The following is a 16,748-nucleotide window of genomic DNA, read 5'->3' as shown; positions in this document are numbered from 1 at the left end:
ACCCGCCCCCGGCCGCCTCACCTGCGCCCGAGATACACCCCCAACGCCCGCTGCAACACCTTCCCCTGGCTCCCCACCGGCAGCTCCCACTCCCCGAGGTACTCCACCGCCCGGCCGCCCGCCCCCGTCTTGAAGTGGAGGCGGCCGAGCAGGCGGTCCTCGGTGAGGGTGGGGGTGATGGAGCGCAGGTCGTAGGTGTCGGCGCCCGCCGCCCGGGCGTCGCCCAGCATGCGCCACAACAGTGCGCTGCTGGGCCGCAGTTGCCGGCCCCGGCGGCCGGACGCGGCGTAGGAGTGCCAGACGCGGGAGCCGACGCTGATCATGAGGGCCGCGGAGAGCACCTCGCCGTCGTACTCGGCGAGATAGAGCCGCAACCGGTCGTCGTCCTCGGCGTTCAGGGCCTTCCACATACGCGCGAAGTAGTCCAGCGGGCGCGCCTTGAACCCGTCGCGGGCGGCGGTCGCGGTGTACAGACGGTAGAACTCGGGCAGGTCGGCGGCCGAGCCCCAGGAGACCCGGACCCCCGCCTCCTCGGCCGTACGCAACGACTGCTCCCAGTGCGGGGCGAGGGCGCCGCGCAGGTCGTCCACCGAGCGCCCCGTCAACGGGATCTCACAGCCGTAGCGCGGCTGACCGAGGCCAAAACCGCTCCCCTCGTCCTCCGCGCACCGCCGCCACCCGAGCCGCCGCAGCCGTTCCGCCACGTCGAGCGCGTACCCGTCGATGCCGGCCGCGGGCAGATCGCGCAGATGACGTACGGCGGGGTCGGCGATGCCCGCCGCCACGGTGGCCGCGTCCCAGTGCCGTACGACGAGGGGCGGGCCGATCCGGACCGAGAACGCCCCGATCCGCTTCAGGTGGGCGACGAGCGGGTCCAGCCACTGCTCCAGGCGCGGGGCACGCCAGTCGATCGCGGGTCCGTCGGGGATGTAGGCGAGGTAGCGCCTGGTTCCGGGCAGCGGCCGGTACAGCACCAGCGCCGTCGCGATCATCGTCTCGCCGTCGAACCAGCCGACGCTCTCCGGCAGCCAGTCGGGCTTCACGTCGCCCCACTCGGGGATCTGGAGATGGCTCGCGTCGGGATACCGCCGCAGATGGGCGAGGTGTTCCGCGCGCGGTATCTCCCGCACGAACAGGCTGGTCATGGGCAGGGTGCTCCTGGTCGGGGCGGCCACCGTAAGCCGGGGATCACCGCAGTGGTCAAGAGTCCGCGGGTGAACGGCCGCCGACGGGCGCCCGAACTCCGGGTGTGCGTGCTCTCACGGGTTGGCCCGCCGCGCGGCCCCGCTCTCCCAGGTTTCTCGTAGCCGGCTCAATGATCACCCAGAGCATGCCTACCTATCGTCATGCACACCACTGACCGGAGGCGGGGATCATGAGCAGCAGAAACAGCGGCAGCAGCAACGGCAACAGCAGCAAGCGCGTGTGGACCGTGGTCTGCGCGGTCGCGACCGTCGTCCTTGGCCCGGCCGCCGTCACGGCATCCGCGCTCGACCAGGCCAACAAGGCCCCGATGTACCACGCGGTGAAGGCCGACCACGCGCAGGCGTACCTCCCGTCGGAGCCGAGCCGCAGACGCGCGGCGGCCTGAACCGCGGGCCTCGGGGCCGTCGTCCAGTCGTCGTGGCTCGCCGGCGGCTCAGTCCTTGAACCGCTCCCAGAGCCTGGGCAACCGCTCCGCCAGCGCCCGTTCGTTCTCGAGGTCGACCGGCGTGCCCGCCGGTTCCGGGGGCGCGGGAGGGATGCCGAGGTCGGGGGCGACCGTGCCGGTGAGCTGTTCGTAGGCCTCGTCGGCCGCGTAGCCGAGTTCCTCACCGTCGCCGTCGAACTCCTCGTCGAAGTCGTCCAGCAGGTCGGCCAGGGAGTCGGGGTCGTGCACACCGCCCTCGTACACCTCGCGGCCCTGGCCGATGAGCCAGCACCGGAAGAAGTCGAACGCGTCGTCGCTGGCCCCGTCCAGCAGGACCCAGGCGGCGGCCCAGAGGTCCCAGGTGTACGCGCGGCTGTAGCGGGCCTCGAAGTGACGGGCGAAGTCCAGGACCATCTCCGGGTCCAGCGCCAGGAGCCGGTCCACCAGCAGGTCGGCCTGCTCCTCGGGGTCGCCCTCGGCGGCCTCCCTGGTTCCGTCGATCAGCTCCCAGAACTCCGTCTCGTCCATCACGGGTCAAGCATCGGCCCTGGGCGGGTGGGGCGCACGTGGAGTGCGGCGGATTGTTATAGGGGCGCATCGCGCCTCGTGCCTCGCGGATTAGGGATTGCGGATCGCGGATTGCCGCAGGGGTGCGGAGGTTACGAATCGTCTGCGTATCTCTCGCGTACGACTCCGTCAGCGCTCATGCGCGATACAGCGCCGCCAGCCGTATCGCGTCGCTCGCGAAACGGGCCCTCAGCGCCTCCGGCGCCAGCACCTCGACCTCCGGCCCGAGCGTCGAGAGCTGCGTGTGGGCGACCTCCTCGGACTCCACGGGGAGGGTCAGCGTCACCCAGCCGTCCCCGTCCGGCGCGCCCGACGCCTCCAGCGCCTCCCGCGCGGACTGCGGGTCGACGGCGTACGGCAGCCTGCGCGCGCCGTCCGGGGACACCCGGGCCATGACCTCGGTCCGCAGGATGGACCGTGCGAACTGCTCCGCCCGCTCGTCCCAGAAGCCCGGCAGATCGAACTCCTCGTCCCGCTCGAACCGCTCGTCACCGGCGTCGACGGCGATGAACCGGTCGATCCGGTACACCCGGTACGAGCCGTGCCCCGCCACGCGGGCGCAGAGATACCAGACCCCCGCCTTCAGTACGAGCCCGTACGGCTCCAGCTCCCGCTCGACCTCGCCCTCCCCGCGCCGGTACCGGGCCACGATCCGCCGGTCGTCCCACACCGCGTCCGCGACGGCCGGCAGCAGCTCGGGGGTCTTCGGTTCCTTGAACCAGTTCGGGGCGTCGAGATGGAACCGCTGGGATGCCGTACGGGAGGCGTCGCGCAGAGAGGGCATCAGGGCCGCCGACACCTTCAGGCGGGCGGCGGAGGCGGCGTCCTCCAGCCCCATCTCCCGCAGCGCCCCGGGGACGCCGGACAGGAACAACGCCTCGGCCTCGCTCCGGCCCAGCCCCGTCAGCCGGGTCCGGTACCCCCCGATCAGCCGGTACCCGCCGGCCCGCCCCCGGTCGGCGTAGACGGGAACACCGGCCTCGGACAGCGCCTGCGCGTCCCGGGTGACGGTCCGCTCGGACACCTCCAGCTCGCGCGCGAGCTCGCCGGCGGTCATGGAGGGCCGGGACTGAAGAAGCAGCACCATCTTGATGAGCCGGGCAGCACGCATACGGCCATCATGCCGGGGCCCACTGACAACGAAGGGGTACGGCGGCTGCCGTACCCCTTCACTGACCGTCAGCCGTTACAGCCCGTACTTCTCCCGCGCTTCCTTCACGGCCGTCGCCTTGACCTCGCCCCGCTTCGCGAGCTGGGCCAGGGCCGCGACGACGATCGACCGGGCGTCGACGCCGAAGTGGCGGCGGGCCGCCTCGCGGGTGTCGGAGAGGCCGAAACCGTCGGCGCCGAGGGAGGAGTAGTCCTGCTCGACCCACTGGGCGATCTGGTCCGGGACCTGGCGCATGTAGTCGGAGACCGCCAGCACCGGACCCTCGGCACCCTGGAGCGCCTGTCGGACGTACGGCACCCGCTCCTCGCCGCGCAGCAGGGCCGCGTCCGCCTCCAGGGCCTCCCGGCGCAGCTCCGTCCAGGACGTCGCCGACCAGACGTCGGCGGCGACACCCCACTCCTCGGCGAGCAGCCTCTGCGCCTCCAGCGTCCAGTGGATCGCCGTGCCGGAGCCGAGGAGCTGGATGCGCGGGGCGTTCGCCGCGGCCACGTTCACGCCCGCCGACTCCGCCGTGTTGAAGCGGTACAGGCCCTTGACGATGCCCTCGTCGATCCCGTCCACGGCCGGCTTCGCGGGCTGCGGGAGCGGCTCGTTGTAGACGGTGAGGTAGTAGAAGACGTTCGGGTCCTCACCCGGCGCGGCCTCGCCGTACATGCGACGCAGGCCGTCCTTGACGATCGCCGCGACCTCGTACGCGAACGCCGGGTCGTACGTCAGCGCCGCCGGGTTCGTCGCCGCGATCACCGGCGAGTGACCGTCCGCGTGCTGCAGGCCCTCGCCCGTCAGCGTCGTACGGCCGGCCGTGGCGCCGATGAGGAAGCCGCGGCCGAGCTGGTCGCCGAGCTGCCACATCTGGTCGGCCGTGCGCTGCCAGCCGAACATCGAGTAGAAGATGTAGAACGGGATCATCGCTTCGCCGTGCGTGGAGTACGCGGTGGACGCGGCGATGAAGTCGGCCATCGAACCGGCCTCGGTGATCCCCTCGTTGAGGATCTGGCCGTTCTTGGCCTCCTTGTAGTACATGAGCTGGTCGCGGTCGACCGGCTCGTACGTCTGGCCCTTGGGGGAGTAGATCCCGAGGGAGGGGAACAGGCTCTCCATGCCGAAGGTGCGCGCCTCGTCGGGCACGATCGGCACCCAGCGCTTGCCCGTCTCCTTGTCGCGGACCAGGTCCTTGATGAGGCGGACGAAGGCCATCGTCGTGGCCACGTTCTGGGAGCCGGAGCCCTTGTCGAAGGACGCGAACGCCTTCTCCGCCGGGGCCGGCAGCGGGGCCACCGGGTGGACGCGGCGGGCCGGGGCCGGGCCGCCGAGGGCAGCGCGGCGCTCCTGGAGGTAGCGGACCTCGGGGGAGTCGGTGCCGGGGTGGCCGTAGGGGACGACCCCGTTGACGAACTGGCTGTCGGAGATCGGCAGCTCCAGCAGGTCACGCATCGCCTTGAACTCGTCCACCGACAGCTTCTTCATCTGGTGGTTGGCGTTCTTCGACGCGAAGCCCTCGCCGAGCGTGAAGCCCTTGACCGTCTGGGCCAGGATGACCGTCGGCGCGCCCTTGAACTCGACGGCGGCCTTGTAGGCGGCGTAGACCTTGCGCGCCTCGTGGCCACCGCGGGAGAGGTGGAAGCACTCCAGGATCTTGTCGTCGCTCAGCAGCTTCGCCATCTCGACGAGCGCCGGGTCCTTGCCGAAGAAGTCCTGGCGGATGTAGGCGGCGTCGCGGGTCTGGTACGTCTGCACCTGCGCGTCCGGTACCTCGCGGAGCCGTCGTACGAGCGCGCCCGTGGTGTCGAGCTGGAACAGCTCGTCCCACGCCGTGCCCCAGAGGGTCTTGACGACGTTCCAACCCGCGCCGCGGAACTGGGCCTCCAGCTCCTGCACGATCTTGAAGTTGGCGCGGACCGGGCCGTCGAGGCGCTGCAGATTGCAGTTGATGACGAAGGTCAGGTTGTCCAGGCCCTCGCGGGAGGCCAGGGCGAGTGCCGCCGTGGACTCCGGCTCGTCCATCTCGCCGTCACCGAGGAACGCCCACACGTGGGAGGCGGAGACGTCCTTGATGCCGCGGTTGGTGAGGTAGCGGTTGAAGCGCGCCTGGTAGATCGCCGACAGCGGGCCGAGGCCCATGGACACCGTCGGGAACTCCCACAGCCAGGGCAGGCGGCGGGGGTGCGGATACGACGGGAGTCCGTTGCCGCCCGCCTCCTGGCGGAAGTTGTCGAGGTGTGCCTCGGTCAGGCGGCCGTCGAGGAAGGCGCGGGCGTAGATGCCGGGGGAGGCGTGGCCCTGGATGTAGAGCTGGTCGCCCGAGCCGTCGGCCTCCTTGCCCTTGAAGAAGTGGTTGAAGCCGGTCTCGTAGAGCCAGGCCGCGGAGGCGAAGGTGGCGATGTGGCCGCCGACGCCGTGTTTGGAGCCGCGGGTCACCATCGCGGCCGCGTTCCAGCGGTTCCACGCGGTGATACGGGCTTCCATCGCCTCGTCACCGGGCACGCCCGGCTCGGCGGCGGTCGGGATGGTGTTGACGTAGTCGGTCTCGAGGAGCTTGGGCAGCGCGATGCCGGTGCCCTCGGCCCGCTCCAGCGTGCGGCGCATCAGGTACGCGGCGCGGTGTGGACCGGCCGCCTTGGCGACCGCGTCCAGTGAGGCCTGCCATTCGGCGGTTTCCTCGGGGTCGCGGTCCGGGAGCTGGTCGAGCTCGCTCGGCTGGATGGCGTTGGGGTCGGTCATGTCGCCGCCTTCCTCAGTCGAAGGGGGTTCCCTCATCGGTAAGGGTTCGGGTGTGCCCTTGGTCTTTGGCAGGACAGGGCGGGCGGACTTTCGGTGACGGTGTCGTGGTGCGACTCCGTCTCGGGTCCGTCGGCGACTGTAACCCCCTGATCGATGATCGATCAAAGGTTGGAAGGTCAAAAACTCTCGTCTGCGGGAAATTGGCATCCGGTGCCGGGGAATCAGGCACGCCGTGCCGCGTTTTCCCTGCTCACATGAGTGGCGGGCGGCTAGCCTGGACGGCTCACGGGTGACCGGTGGGTACGGAACGCCTGGAGGTCAAGGATCCGCATACCGCCGGACGCCGTGCAGGCCGGGGACCCGGACGCGCGCTGGACGCGGTGCACGCCGTCGGATCCGGACATGCGCTGAACGCCGGTGGGACCCGGCCACTGGCCGCGGCATCGGACCTCATCGGCGTTCAGGATGCGTTCTGTTCAGCTCATCGCGGTCTGCCCGGGCGTCCCGGCGGGCGTCCAGTCGGCGCTGGACGGCCGGTCCTGCTCGGACTTGGTGCGCTCCCGCCCCGCGGGCTGCTGTTCCGCCCGGCGCTGTGCGGCCTGCTCCCGGGTGATCACCTCGGTGGCGGCGCCCACGGCGACCGCGACCGGCCAGGCCATCGCGCCAGCGGCGGTCATGCCGCCGAGGATGCCGTAGAAGGCCAGTTTGCGGGGCGAGGGGAGCAGGGACGTGGCTGTGGACACGCCGGTGGACATGGCCTTGCGGGCGCCCGAGAACATGTCGCCCGGTGTCACGTAGGGGATGGGGACCTGCGGGTGCGCGGTGTGCAGATGCATCACCTTGCCGCCGCGGTGCTCCGTGGAACCCTGTGCCTCCGGAGCGCGGGTCTCCTCGGCCTTCGTCTCTGTCTGCGGTGGGATCGGTTGCTGTGCTTGCTGGCGCTGTGGCTCTGGGGAAGTCATCGCCGTCCTCCCCTGCTGGAAAGCGTGGGGTAGTGGGTCCTGCGAGCCGACTTCCATCAGGGCCCGCGAATAAACGCGACCCGAACGGACAATTCACTCAGGTCTGTTCAGTGGACGGTTCAGGCGTGGGCCGCCACCGGACGCACGCTCGTGCCGAACGCCTTCCAGAGCTGGATGGCCAGGCGGACCAGGAGGGCCTCGAGCAGGGCGATCGCCACGTTGGTCAGGATCGTGGTGAGGATGTGCGGCATGAGGAGCCGCCTTTCGTGAGCATCGTGCGGTGTACGGCTCCTTTGTCCGGGCCGATGTCATCCGGCAGGCTGCACCCGGGTGTACTGCGGGTGAACTTTCCCCGGCGCGTCGACGGCGCCCCGGGCCGCCGCGGGAACCAGCACCGACCCCGCCGCCGTGGCCAGCGCGATCGTCCAGCCCACCGGCCCGAGCGGCCGGCTGCCGAAGAAGTGGGTGAGCCCCGGCACGGTCACGACCACGCCCAGCACCACCAGGGAGCCCACCACGGCGGCGGCCACCACCGGATCACGGCCCGCGTCCTGGAGCGTCTGGAACAACTGGGACGTCACCAGGGCGACCAGCGAGACGGTGTCGGCGTGCGCCCGCGTGCCGGTCGCCCGGGCGGCGATCCACGCCACGGCAGCCGCCACCGCCGTAACGGTGGCACGCAGCCGGATGTGCCGGGTCAGGGCCTTGCCGAGGGAGGCCTCCGGGCCCTCCGCGAGCAGCTGGTGGCGGTGGGCGGCGGGTGGCCGGGCGGCGATGGCCATGGCGGGCAGCATGTCGGTGAGCAGGTTGACCAGGAGCAGCTGACGGGCGTTCAGCGCGCTGCGCCCGGTGAACAGCGTGGTCGCCAGGGTGAACGCGATCTCCCCCAGGTTGCCGCCGAGCAGGATGCCCAGCGCCTTGCGGACGGACGCCCACATGGCCCGGCCCTCGACGAACGCGTCGACGATGGTCTCGATGCGGTCGTCGGTGACGACCATGTCGGCGGCGGCGCGGGCGGCCGGCGTGGCCCGTGAGCCCAGGGCGATGCCGACGTCGGCGATCCGGATGGCGGGCGCGTCGTTGGCGCCGTCGCCGGTGACGGCGACGATCCGGCCGGCCGCGCGCAGCGCGGTGACGATACGGACCTTGTGCGCCGGCGTGGTCCGGGCGAACACCGTGATGTCCGGCAGCGTCGTGGCCAGCTCCGCGTCGTCGAGGGCGTCCAGCTCCGCCCCCGTCATCAGGCGCGGCTCCTCCTCGGGGCGCAGCTCCCGGGCGATCGCGGCGGCCGTGCTCGGGTGGTCCCCGGTGACCATGACGATGCGCACCCCGGCCCGCGACAGCCGGTCCACGCTCTCGGCGGCGGTGGCCCGCACGGGGTCGGCGAGGCCCAGCAGCCCCAGCAGACACAGCCCGTCGACGCCGTCGTCGAGGCCGGTGTCGTCCCGCGGCGCGCCCTCGGGCAGGACGCGCTCGGCGACCGCGAGCACCCTCAGGCCCCGCCGGGCCAGCCGGTCGACCTCCGCCTCGGCCTCCGCACGCAGCCGCTCGTCGAACGGCTCGGTGGCGTCTCCCCGGCGGACCCGGTCACAGCGGGCCAGTACGACCTCCGGCGCTCCCTTGACGACGATCCGCGCCTCGCTGTCGGACCGCCCCAGCACGGCGTGGTAACCGCGCCCCGGCTCGAACGGCAGCTCGGCCAGCCGCTCCCAGGTGTCCGTACCGAGCCCGGCGGCCCGGGCCGGGGCGGCGCCGAGCAGTCCGGCGCCGGTCGCGATGGCCCGGTCGGTGGGATGGGTGAGGTCCGCCGCGGTACCGGGGGGACCCGCGAGCGCGGCCGTGGCGACGATCCGGCGCAGCGCCGGGGTGAGCCGGTCGGGCGCACCGCGCTCCAGCCCGTCGGAGACCTGCTGGAGGCCGATCCGTCCCTCGGTGAGGGTGCCGGTCTTGTCGAAGCACAGCACGTCGGTGCGGCCCAGCGCCTCGATGGTGGAGGCGCTGCGGACCAGGGTGTCGCGGGTGGACAGCCGACGGGCCGCCGCCAGCTCCGCGACCGTGGCCACGAACGGCAGCCCCTCCGGTACGGCCGCCACACACAGGCTGACCGCGGACCCCAGGGCGCCGCCCAGCGGCCGTCTGCGCAGCATGTCGACGGCGAACAGGGCGACGCCCGCGCCGACGGACAGCGGCAGGAACCAGTGGCCCAGCGCCTTCAGCCGCCGCTCCACCCCGCTCTCCGGCGGTGCGCCGTCGGGGCCCGCCTCGCCCGCGCCGCCCGCCTCGGTGGCCGTCCCGGTGGCGACGACCACGCCGAGCGCGTGACCGGCCGCCACCGTCGTGCCCTCGTAGAGCATCGAGGTACGGTCCGTGACCGCCCGGGCCGCGGTCGGCGCCGCGCTCTTCACGACGGGCAGCGACTCTCCGGTGAGGCTCGACTCGTCCATCTCCAGGCCCTGCGCCCGCACCACTCGGCAGTCCGCCGGCACCGAGTCCCCGGCCCGCAACTCGATCACGTCGCCGCGCACCAGATGCTCGCCGGCCGCCTCCACCGGCTCCGCCCGGCCGGGCCTGAGCACCCGCACCCGTACCGAGGTGGCCTCGACGAGCCGTTCCGCCGCGTTGTCGGCCTGCTGTTGCTGCACCCCGCCGACCAGCGCGTCCACGCCGAGCACCCCGCCGATCAGCACGGCGTCCAGCACCGAGCCGAGGGCCGCCGAGACGCCGCCGCCGATCGCCAGGATCGGGGTGAGCGGATTGGCCAGCTCCTCCGCGACCCGGCCGATGAGGGTGACGGCGCCGTCGTGCCGGTCGCGGCCCTCGAACTGCCGGCGCCGCGTGGCCTCGGCCTCGTCCAGCCCACGGGAGGAGGTGGCGAGCCGGGACATCACCTGACGTACCGCCATCGCGTGCCAGGGCGTGCGCTCGGTGGCCGCCGGGGCCGGCCGGCCGTGCAGCCGCCACCCCGCCCAGAAGCCCGCCGCGACCCCGGCGACGGTCACCCCGTCGGCCACCAGCTTGGCCCGCGCCCAAGCCCGTGGGCGGGGCACCAGCAGCGCGAGAGCCGAGCCCGCCGCGGCCCCGGCGCCCTCCATCCGGGCGCACAGCCGGGCGATCCGCCGAGCCTCCGGCAGGGCCGTCAGCAGCAGGTGGACGACATCGGGCGGGGCGGCGACATCGGCGTCCCACGGCACATGCCTCGGATCTGAGATGGACCCGATGCCCAGGTCCGCGCGGACGAGCGCGCGCCGGGTCCGTGCCGAGACCACGGCGACCCCGTGCCCCTCCGCCTGCAGCGAGCGCACCAGAGCCGCGGTACGCCGGTGCCCGGTGGGCACGGCCTCCTCCAGCCCGAACCGCAGGTGCAGTCCGGGCGGCCCGCCCACCAGCCGTACCCGGCCGCACTCCCGTGCCGCGCGGACCAAGTGGTGGGCCAGCGGATGCAGTTGGGGCACCAGCGCGGCCACGGCGACCGGCGTACCCTCCCGCAGCACGAGTACGACCCGCGCGCCCTCCTCGGCCCACCGCCGGGCTCGCGCGTCCGTGTCCTCGGGCACGCCGCCGTGGCTCGCGGGGCCGTCCGGGGCGGTGTCGCCGTACGGCCGCAGCTCCCAGCCGTCCCGGCGCGTGGGTGCCATGGGGCCGGCGCCGGGCCGGGGCCGCCCGTCGGACGGACCGTCCGCCTCGATCAGCTCATGGATCCGTACGTGGATCTCGTCGTCGTCCGGCCCGTCGTAAAGCCCGTCGTCCCGCCCGCCGTTGGCCGAGTCGCCGCTCCTCGGCCCGGGTGCGGACCACCGGATCTCCGGGGCACTGCCCCCGTCACCGTCGGGGCCGCCGCCCCTGGACTCGCGCTGGCGCGCTCCTGCTCCCGGCTCGCCTTCTCTGGCCTCCGGGATGCCCTGGGCCTCACCGTTCCCCGGTCTGTCCGCGGGGCCTCGGTCCTCCGGAGCCTCCCGACCCGCCGTGCCCGGCGCCGGCAGCCGCAGGACACCCTCGACCGTCCAGTCGCCACCGGCCAGTACGCGCGCGTCCAGGACCACGGTGTCGATCCGCTCCAGCCGGCGCAGCACCTCCGGACGCAGCACCAGCGCGCCACGGTCGGACAGGGCCCGGCCCACCGAGGACGCGAACGACTCCCGGGCGGAGTGCGGGCCGCGCGGCGTTCCCGCGATCAGCAGTGCCAGCCCCCGGTCATGGCTGAGCGTGCCGACGGACGTCAGCCCGTACGCCGCGAGCGACACCGGTGCCGCGACGTTCGCGTACCGGTCGCCCGGACCCGGCGGAAGCGGCGCGGGCCGCTCGTAGGACGGCACCGCGTTATGGCGGAACGTTCCCTCGTGCACCGCCAGCCGGTGCGCCCAGCCAGCCCACGCCTCGCGCCGAGCCCGTACCTCGGCATACCGGGCGGCGGCCAACGCGGCGTTCACCATGGTGCCCAGCGGCCGGAAGGTCAGCGTCGTCAGCACCAGGTTCGCCACGGCGAAGCAGCGCTCCGTCGCCGGTTCGCCGATTCGGCGCGCGACGCCCTCGCGCAGCGGCGGGGTGGACTCCGCGAACTGGACCACCGACATCACCAGCGGATGCAGTCCCCGCAGCCGGAGCGCGTCACCCACCGACGCCACCCCCACCGCCAGCAGGCCCGCGCCGAGCCGGACGGCCGCGCCGACCTGCGCCCGCGAGTCCCCGGGATAGCCGACACGTGGCCGCCCCCGATCCGCCCCCGCCTCGCGCTGCCCGCTCTCACCCTGCGGCTGCCCTGTGCGCGGGGTGACGTCATCCGGCGCCGGCGCGTGCGCCTGCTCGGGATACGTGCCGTCGTCCTCGGCCGGCGTGTGGTGGGTGCCCGCAGGCCCCGCCCCCTGACCGGCAGCGGTGTCGGCGGCCGCGACGATGCCGGTGACGGTCTCGAGGTCGGTCTCCGGCCCGCAGCCGACGTACACGCAGCCCAGAGTGCCGTTCACCTCGGCCCGGCTCACGCCCGGCACGCGCCGCAGCGTCGCCTCCAGCTCGCGGGCCGCGGCGACCGTCCCGGGCTGTCCCAGCCGCCGGAGCTCGATCTGCACACCACCGGGCGTCCGCCAGATGCCGCGCGAACAAGGCCCCAGCATCGCCCCGATCGCCGACAGCGCCCCCGGCACGGCGGCCATACCATGCGCCACGGACCGCACGGCCGACGCCGTCGCGGACACGGCGGTCAGCGTCGAGGGCAGGACGGACGCGGGCAACACGGACCCGGACAACACAGATCTGGGGAGCGCGGAAGAGAGCTGTGGCCAGATCACGCGGCCTCCACCATCGGCGAGGGTGTCGTGGGCGCCGCCTCCGGGGAGACACGCCTCCCACCAGTATCGATACGTCCCACCGGCCGCGCTCGTCACGAACGGCTCGGGCTGGGCCGGGCGGACGAGTGTCCTCGGCTAGCCCTATTCGCCCTCGTGCCGGGGCGCGCACCCGAGCACATGGGCCTTCACGATCTCGGCGATCCTCGGATCCCGGCGCTGGAACGCGGCCACCAGCTCCTCGTGCTCCTCCGCGTACGACTGCTGCACGGTCCCCAGCCAGCGGATCGACAGCGCCGTGAACACCTCGATACCGAGGCCCTCCCAGGTGTGCAGCAGCACGGAGTTGCCCGCCGCGCGGACCATTTCGCGGTGGAAGGCGACCGTGTGCCGTACCTGGGCGGTGCCGTCGGCGTTGCGGTCGGCCTCGTAGAGGGCGGTGACGTGGGGCTCCAGGGCGGAGCAGTCCTCGGCGAGGCGGTCGGCCGCGAGTTCGGCGGCGATGGCCTCCAGGCCGGCCCGGACCGGGTAGCTCTCCTCCAGGTCCGCGGCGGTCAGACTCCGCACCCGTACGCCCTTGTTGGGCGCCGACTCGATGAGCCGCAGCGACTCCAGCTCGCGCAGCGCCTCGCGTACGGGGGTCTGGCTGACCTCCAGCTCCGTGGCGATCCGCCGCTCCACGATCCGCTCGCCCGGCTGCCAGCGACCGCTGATGATCCCCTCCAGGATGTGCTCGCGGATCTGTTCGCGCAGCGAGTGGATGACGGGGGCGGTCATGAGGGCTCCTTAGGGGCGCGTTTGACGTTTAGACAATAAGGCCGGTGCGCTCCGCTGGGAGGGCCGACGGGGGTGCTTTTGCGCAGGTGAGATGAGACTTACACGGTGCCTGTGGTGCCTAAGGGGTCCTCTGAAGGGCGATGCCCTCGCCCGGAGATTCCGGGCGAGGGCATCGGTGTGCGCAGTTGGGCGGCGTTTACAGACCGAGCTCGACCTCGAACTCGCCCGCCTCCAGGATCGCCTTGACCGCCGTCAGGTAACGGGCCGCGTCGGCGCCGTCCACCAGACGGTGGTCGTAGGAGAGGGTCAGGTAGGTCATGTCGCGGACGCCGATGACCGTGCCGTCCTCCGTCTCGATGACGGCCGGGCGCTTGACCGTGGCGCCGATGCCGAGGATCGCGACCTGGCCCGGCGGCACGATGATCGTGTCGAACAGCGCGCCACGCGAACCGGTGTTGGAGATGGTGAAGGTCGCGCCGGACAGCTCGTCCGGGGTGATCTTGTTGGCGCGGACCTTGCCGGCCAGGTCGGCCGTGGCCTTGGCGATGCCGGCGATGTTCAGGTCGCCCGCACCCTTGATGACCGGGGTCATCAGGCCCTTCTCCGAGTCCACCGCGATACCGATGTTCTCGGAGTCGAAGTAGGTGATCGTGCCCTCGGCCTCGTTGATCTTGGCGTTGATGACCGGGTGGGCCTTCAGCGCCTGGGCCGCCGCCTTCACGAAGAACGGCATCGGGGAGAGCTTGACGCCCTCGCGCGCGGCGAAGGAGTCCTTGGCCTGGGCGCGCAGGCGCATCAGGCGGGTGACGTCGACCTCGACGACCGAGGACAGCTGCGCCTGCTCGTGCAGCGCCTTGACCATGTTGTCGCCGATGACCTTGCGGATGCGGGGCATCTTGACGGTCTGGCCACGGAGGGGGGAGACCTCCAGCGCCGGGGCCTTCTTCGCGGCGGCCGGAGCGGCTGCGGCGGGGGCCGGGGCAGCGGCGGCGGCCTTCGCGGCCTCGGCGGCGGCGATGACGTCCTGCTTGCGGATACGGCCGCCGACGCCGGTGCCCTTGACGGCGGCCAGGTCGACGCCGTGCTCGGCGGCGAGCTTGCGCACCAGCGGGGTGACGTAGGCGCCCTCGTCGGTCGGCTGGGCGGCGGCCGGAGCGGCCGGCGCCGGGGTGACCGGGGCGGGGGCGGGGGCGGGCGTCGGCGCCGGGGCCGGAGCCGCGGGCTGGGCCGGAGCCGGGGCGGCAGCGGCGGGCGCGGCCGGAGCGGGAGCCGGAGCAGCCGGAGCCGCGGGGGCAGCCGGAGCCGCGGGCGCGGCCGGGGCAGCGGCGGCGGGGGCCGGAGCCGCCGGGGCCGGGGCGGCCGCCGGAGCGGCACCCGCGACGCCGATGACGGCCAGCTTGGCGCCGACCTCGGCCGTCTCGTCCTCGCCGACCACGATCTCCAGCAGGGTGCCGGACGTGGGGGCGGGGATCTCGGTGTCGACCTTGTCCGTCGACACCTCCAGCAGCGGCTCGTCGGCCTCGACGCTGTCGCCGACCGACTTCAGCCAGCGGGTGACGGTGCCCTCGGTGACGGACTCGCCGAGCGCGGGCAGGACCACGTCCGTGCCCTCGGCCGTACCGGCGCCGGCAGCGGCCTCGGCGGTCGGGGCCGGAGCGGGGGCGGCCTGCTCGGTGGACGGCTGGGCGGCCGGAGCGGGCTCCGCGGCCGGGGCCGGGGCCGGGGCCTCGGCGGCGGCGGGGGCCGGGGCGGCGGCGGGCGCGCCCGTGCCGTCGTCGATCAGGGCCAGCTCGGCGCCGACCTCGACCGTCTCGTCCTCGGCGACCTTGATGGAGGCCAGGACACCGGCGGCGGGGGAGGGGATCTCGGTGTCGACCTTGTCGGTGGAGACCTCGAGCAGCGGCTCGTCGGCCTCGACGCGCTCACCCTCGGCCTTCAGCCAGCGGGTGACAGTGCCCTCGGTGACGCTCTCGCCGAGCGCCGGAAGGGTTACGGAAACCGCCATGGTTTCGGTTGCTCCTTACGAATTGCGGAAGTCTGAGTCGTCGCTTCGTCGACCGAGGGTCAGTCGTGCGAGTGCAGCGGCTTGCCCGCCAGGGCCAGGTGGGCCTCGCCGAGCGCCTCGTTCTGCGTCGGGTGGGCGTGGATGAGCTGGGCGACCTCGGCCGGCAGGGCCTCCCAGTTGTAGATCAGCTGGGCCTCGCCGACCTGCTCGCCCATGCGGTCGCCGACCATGTGGACGCCGACGACGGCGCCGTCCTTGACCTGGACGAGCTTGATCTCGCCCGCGGTGTTCAGGATCTTGCTCTTGCCGTTGCCCGCCAGGTTGTACTTCAGAGCGACGACCTTGTCCGCGCCGTAGATCTCCTTGGCCTTGGCCTCGGTGATACCGACGGAGGCGACCTCAGGGTGGCAGTACGTCACCCGCGGGACACCGTCGTAGTCGATCGGAACGGTCTTGAGACCGGCCAGACGCTCCGCCACCAGGATGCCCTCGGCGAAGCCGACGTGCGCGAGCTGGAGGGTCGGGACGAGGTCACCGACGGCGGAGATGGTCGGCACGTTGGTGCGCATGTACTCGTCGACCAGGACGTAGCCGCGGTCCATCGCGACGCCCTGCTCCTCGTAGCCGAGACCGGCGGAGACCGGGCCGCGGCCCACCGCGACCAGCAGCACCTCGGCCTCGAACTCCTTGCCGTCGGCGAGGGTGACCTTGACGCCGTCGGCGGTGTACTCGGCCTTCTGGAAGAAAGTGCCCAGGTTGAACTTGATGCCGCGCTTGCGGAAGGCGCGCTCGAGGAGCTTCGAGCTGTTCTCGTCCTCGACCGGGACGAGGTGCTTCAGGCCCTCGATGACGGTGACGTCCGCACCGAAGGACTTCCAGGCGGAGGCGAACTCGACGCCGATGACGCCGCCGCCCAGGATGATCGCGGACTTGGGCACGCGGTCCAGGACGAGGGCGTGGTCCGAGGAGATGATGCGGTTGCCGTCGATCTCCAGGCCCGGCAGCGACTTCGGCACGGAGCCGGTCGCGAGGAGGACATGGCGGCCCTGGACGCGCCGGCCGTTCACGTCGACGGAGGTCGGGGAGGACAGGCGGCCCTCACCCTCGATGTACGTCACCTTCCGGGAGGCGACGAGCCCCTGCAGGCCCTTGTACAGGCCGGCGATCACGCCGTCCTTGTACTTGTGGACCCCGGCGATGTCGATGCCCTCGAAGGTGGCCTTCACGCCGAACTGCTCGCTCTCGCGGGCCTGGTCGGCGACCTCGCCCGCGTGCAGCAGGGCCTTGGTGGGGATGCAACCCCGGTGCAGGCAGGTGCCGCCGACCTTGTCCTTCTCGATCAGGGCGACGTCCAGGCCCAGCTGCGCCCCGCGCAGGGCCGCGGCGTAACCGCCACTACCACCGCCGAGGATCACTAGGTCGAAAACGGTGCTGGCGTCGTTCGCCACGTCACGTCCTCCATGCATGTGCGCCGTACGCCGGTCTCCAGTGACCGGGCGGCGGCTGGTGTCCGGCCGCTCTTTCTTCGGCCCTGTGGTGGGGGCCCTGTCCTGCCGAGCCCCATCTTCGCACTTGTCCACACCGAACGAGACGCCGGGCCGGTGTGTGAGACGTAGCACGTTCGGTTGAGCGCGCA

11 protein-coding genes are annotated in these 16,748 nt (G+C 72.8%); 1 reads left to right on the top strand and 10 read right to left on the bottom strand.

Annotated features, from left to right (window positions below):
• Window positions 1-17: 17 nt before the first annotated feature.
• Entirely contained in the window at window positions 18-1,145 is a 1,128-nt protein-coding gene (locus IF78_RS0133420) for a lipid II:glycine glycyltransferase FemX (protein ID WP_031487329.1), read from the bottom strand.
• A gap of 230 nt (window positions 1,146-1,375) precedes the next feature.
• On the opposite strand from IF78_RS0133420, the gene IF78_RS0133415 reads away from it, so the two are divergent.
• The gene (locus IF78_RS0133415) at window positions 1,376-1,591 is read left to right on the top strand and encodes a hypothetical protein (protein ID WP_031487330.1); all 216 of its coding nucleotides are present in this window, start codon (window positions 1,376-1,378) and stop codon (window positions 1,589-1,591) included.
• A gap of 48 nt (window positions 1,592-1,639) precedes the next feature.
• On the opposite strand, the gene IF78_RS0133410 is transcribed toward IF78_RS0133415, so the two are convergent.
• The 9 genes from IF78_RS0133410 to lpdA all read right to left on the bottom strand — a co-directional run bounded on the left by IF78_RS0133410 (window position 1,640) and on the right by lpdA (window position 16,560).
• Window positions 1,640-2,158 (bottom strand): DUF4240 domain-containing protein, encoded by a 519-nt coding sequence (locus tag IF78_RS0133410; RefSeq protein ID WP_031487331.1) that lies wholly within the window; start codon window positions 2,156-2,158, stop codon window positions 1,640-1,642.
• 175 nt (window positions 2,159-2,333) lie between these two features.
• Window positions 2,334-3,308: a helix-turn-helix transcriptional regulator gene (locus IF78_RS0133405; RefSeq protein WP_031487332.1), complete on the bottom strand. Its 975-nt coding sequence runs from the start codon at window positions 3,306-3,308 to the stop codon at window positions 2,334-2,336.
• Window positions 3,309-3,383: 75 nt separating this feature from the next.
• Window positions 3,384-6,089: a pyruvate dehydrogenase (acetyl-transferring), homodimeric type gene (gene aceE, locus IF78_RS0133400; RefSeq protein WP_031487333.1), complete on the bottom strand. Its 2,706-nt coding sequence runs from the start codon at window positions 6,087-6,089 to the stop codon at window positions 3,384-3,386.
• A 476-nt stretch (window positions 6,090-6,565) separates the two neighbouring features.
• Window positions 6,566-7,051 carry a hypothetical protein gene (locus IF78_RS0133395; RefSeq protein ID WP_158751556.1) on the bottom strand — a complete coding sequence of 162 codons (486 nt, stop codon included), beginning with the start codon at window positions 7,049-7,051 and terminating at the stop codon, window positions 6,566-6,568.
• A 119-nt stretch (window positions 7,052-7,170) separates the two neighbouring features.
• A complete protein-coding gene (locus IF78_RS50505; RefSeq protein WP_267882995.1) occupies window positions 7,171-7,302 on the bottom strand; it encodes a hypothetical protein in 132 nt (43 codons plus the stop codon).
• 57 nt (window positions 7,303-7,359) lie between these two features.
• Window positions 7,360-12,240 carry a cation-translocating P-type ATPase gene (locus IF78_RS0133385; protein WP_234439963.1) on the bottom strand — a complete coding sequence of 1,627 codons (4,881 nt, stop codon included), beginning with the start codon at window positions 12,238-12,240 and terminating at the stop codon, window positions 7,360-7,362.
• A 234-nt stretch (window positions 12,241-12,474) separates the two neighbouring features.
• A complete protein-coding gene (locus IF78_RS0133380) occupies window positions 12,475-13,107 on the bottom strand; it encodes a GntR family transcriptional regulator (protein ID WP_031487336.1) in 633 nt (210 codons plus the stop codon).
• A gap of 196 nt (window positions 13,108-13,303) precedes the next feature.
• Window positions 13,304-15,112 carry a 2-oxoglutarate dehydrogenase, E2 component, dihydrolipoamide succinyltransferase gene (sucB, locus tag IF78_RS0133375; RefSeq protein ID WP_031487337.1) on the bottom strand — a complete coding sequence of 603 codons (1,809 nt, stop codon included), beginning with the start codon at window positions 15,110-15,112 and terminating at the stop codon, window positions 13,304-13,306.
• A 59-nt stretch (window positions 15,113-15,171) separates the two neighbouring features.
• A complete protein-coding gene (gene lpdA / locus IF78_RS0133370) occupies window positions 15,172-16,560 on the bottom strand; it encodes a dihydrolipoyl dehydrogenase (protein WP_031487338.1) in 1,389 nt (462 codons plus the stop codon).
• Between the last annotated feature and the right edge of the window lie 188 nt (window positions 16,561-16,748).

Source organism: Streptomyces bicolor, assembly GCF_000719285.1.
In the GTDB taxonomy this organism is placed as follows: Bacteria; Actinomycetota; Actinomycetes; order Streptomycetales; family Streptomycetaceae; genus Streptomyces; species Streptomyces bicolor.
The sequence above is the reverse complement of the archived record's forward strand: the minus strand, read 5'-3'. Positions and strand labels throughout refer to the sequence as shown.

What these genes read in the sequence shown, in the direction of transcription:
- aceE (WP_031487333.1), bottom strand. Translation starts at nt 6,089, where the DNA reads ATGACCGACCCCAACGCCATCCAGCCGAGCGAGCTCGACCAGCTCCCG.
- IF78_RS0133420 (WP_031487329.1), bottom strand. Translation starts at nt 1,145, where the DNA reads ATGACCAGCCTGTTCGTGCGGGAGATACCGCGCGCGGAACACCTCGCC.
- IF78_RS50505 (WP_267882995.1), bottom strand. Translation starts at nt 7,302, where the DNA reads ATGCCGCACATCCTCACCACGATCCTGACCAACGTGGCGATCGCCCTG.
- IF78_RS0133405 (WP_031487332.1), bottom strand. Translation starts at nt 3,308, where the DNA reads ATGCGTGCTGCCCGGCTCATCAAGATGGTGCTGCTTCTTCAGTCCCGG.
- IF78_RS0133415 (WP_031487330.1), top strand. Translation starts at nt 1,376, where the DNA reads ATGAGCAGCAGAAACAGCGGCAGCAGCAACGGCAACAGCAGCAAGCGC.
- IF78_RS0133395 (WP_158751556.1), bottom strand. Translation starts at nt 7,051, where the DNA reads ATGACTTCCCCAGAGCCACAGCGCCAGCAAGCACAGCAACCGATCCCA.
- IF78_RS0133410 (WP_031487331.1), bottom strand. Translation starts at nt 2,158, where the DNA reads ATGGACGAGACGGAGTTCTGGGAGCTGATCGACGGAACCAGGGAGGCC.
- sucB (WP_031487337.1), bottom strand. Translation starts at nt 15,112, where the DNA reads ATGGCGGTTTCCGTAACCCTTCCGGCGCTCGGCGAGAGCGTCACCGAG.
- IF78_RS0133380 (WP_031487336.1), bottom strand. Translation starts at nt 13,107, where the DNA reads ATGACCGCCCCCGTCATCCACTCGCTGCGCGAACAGATCCGCGAGCAC.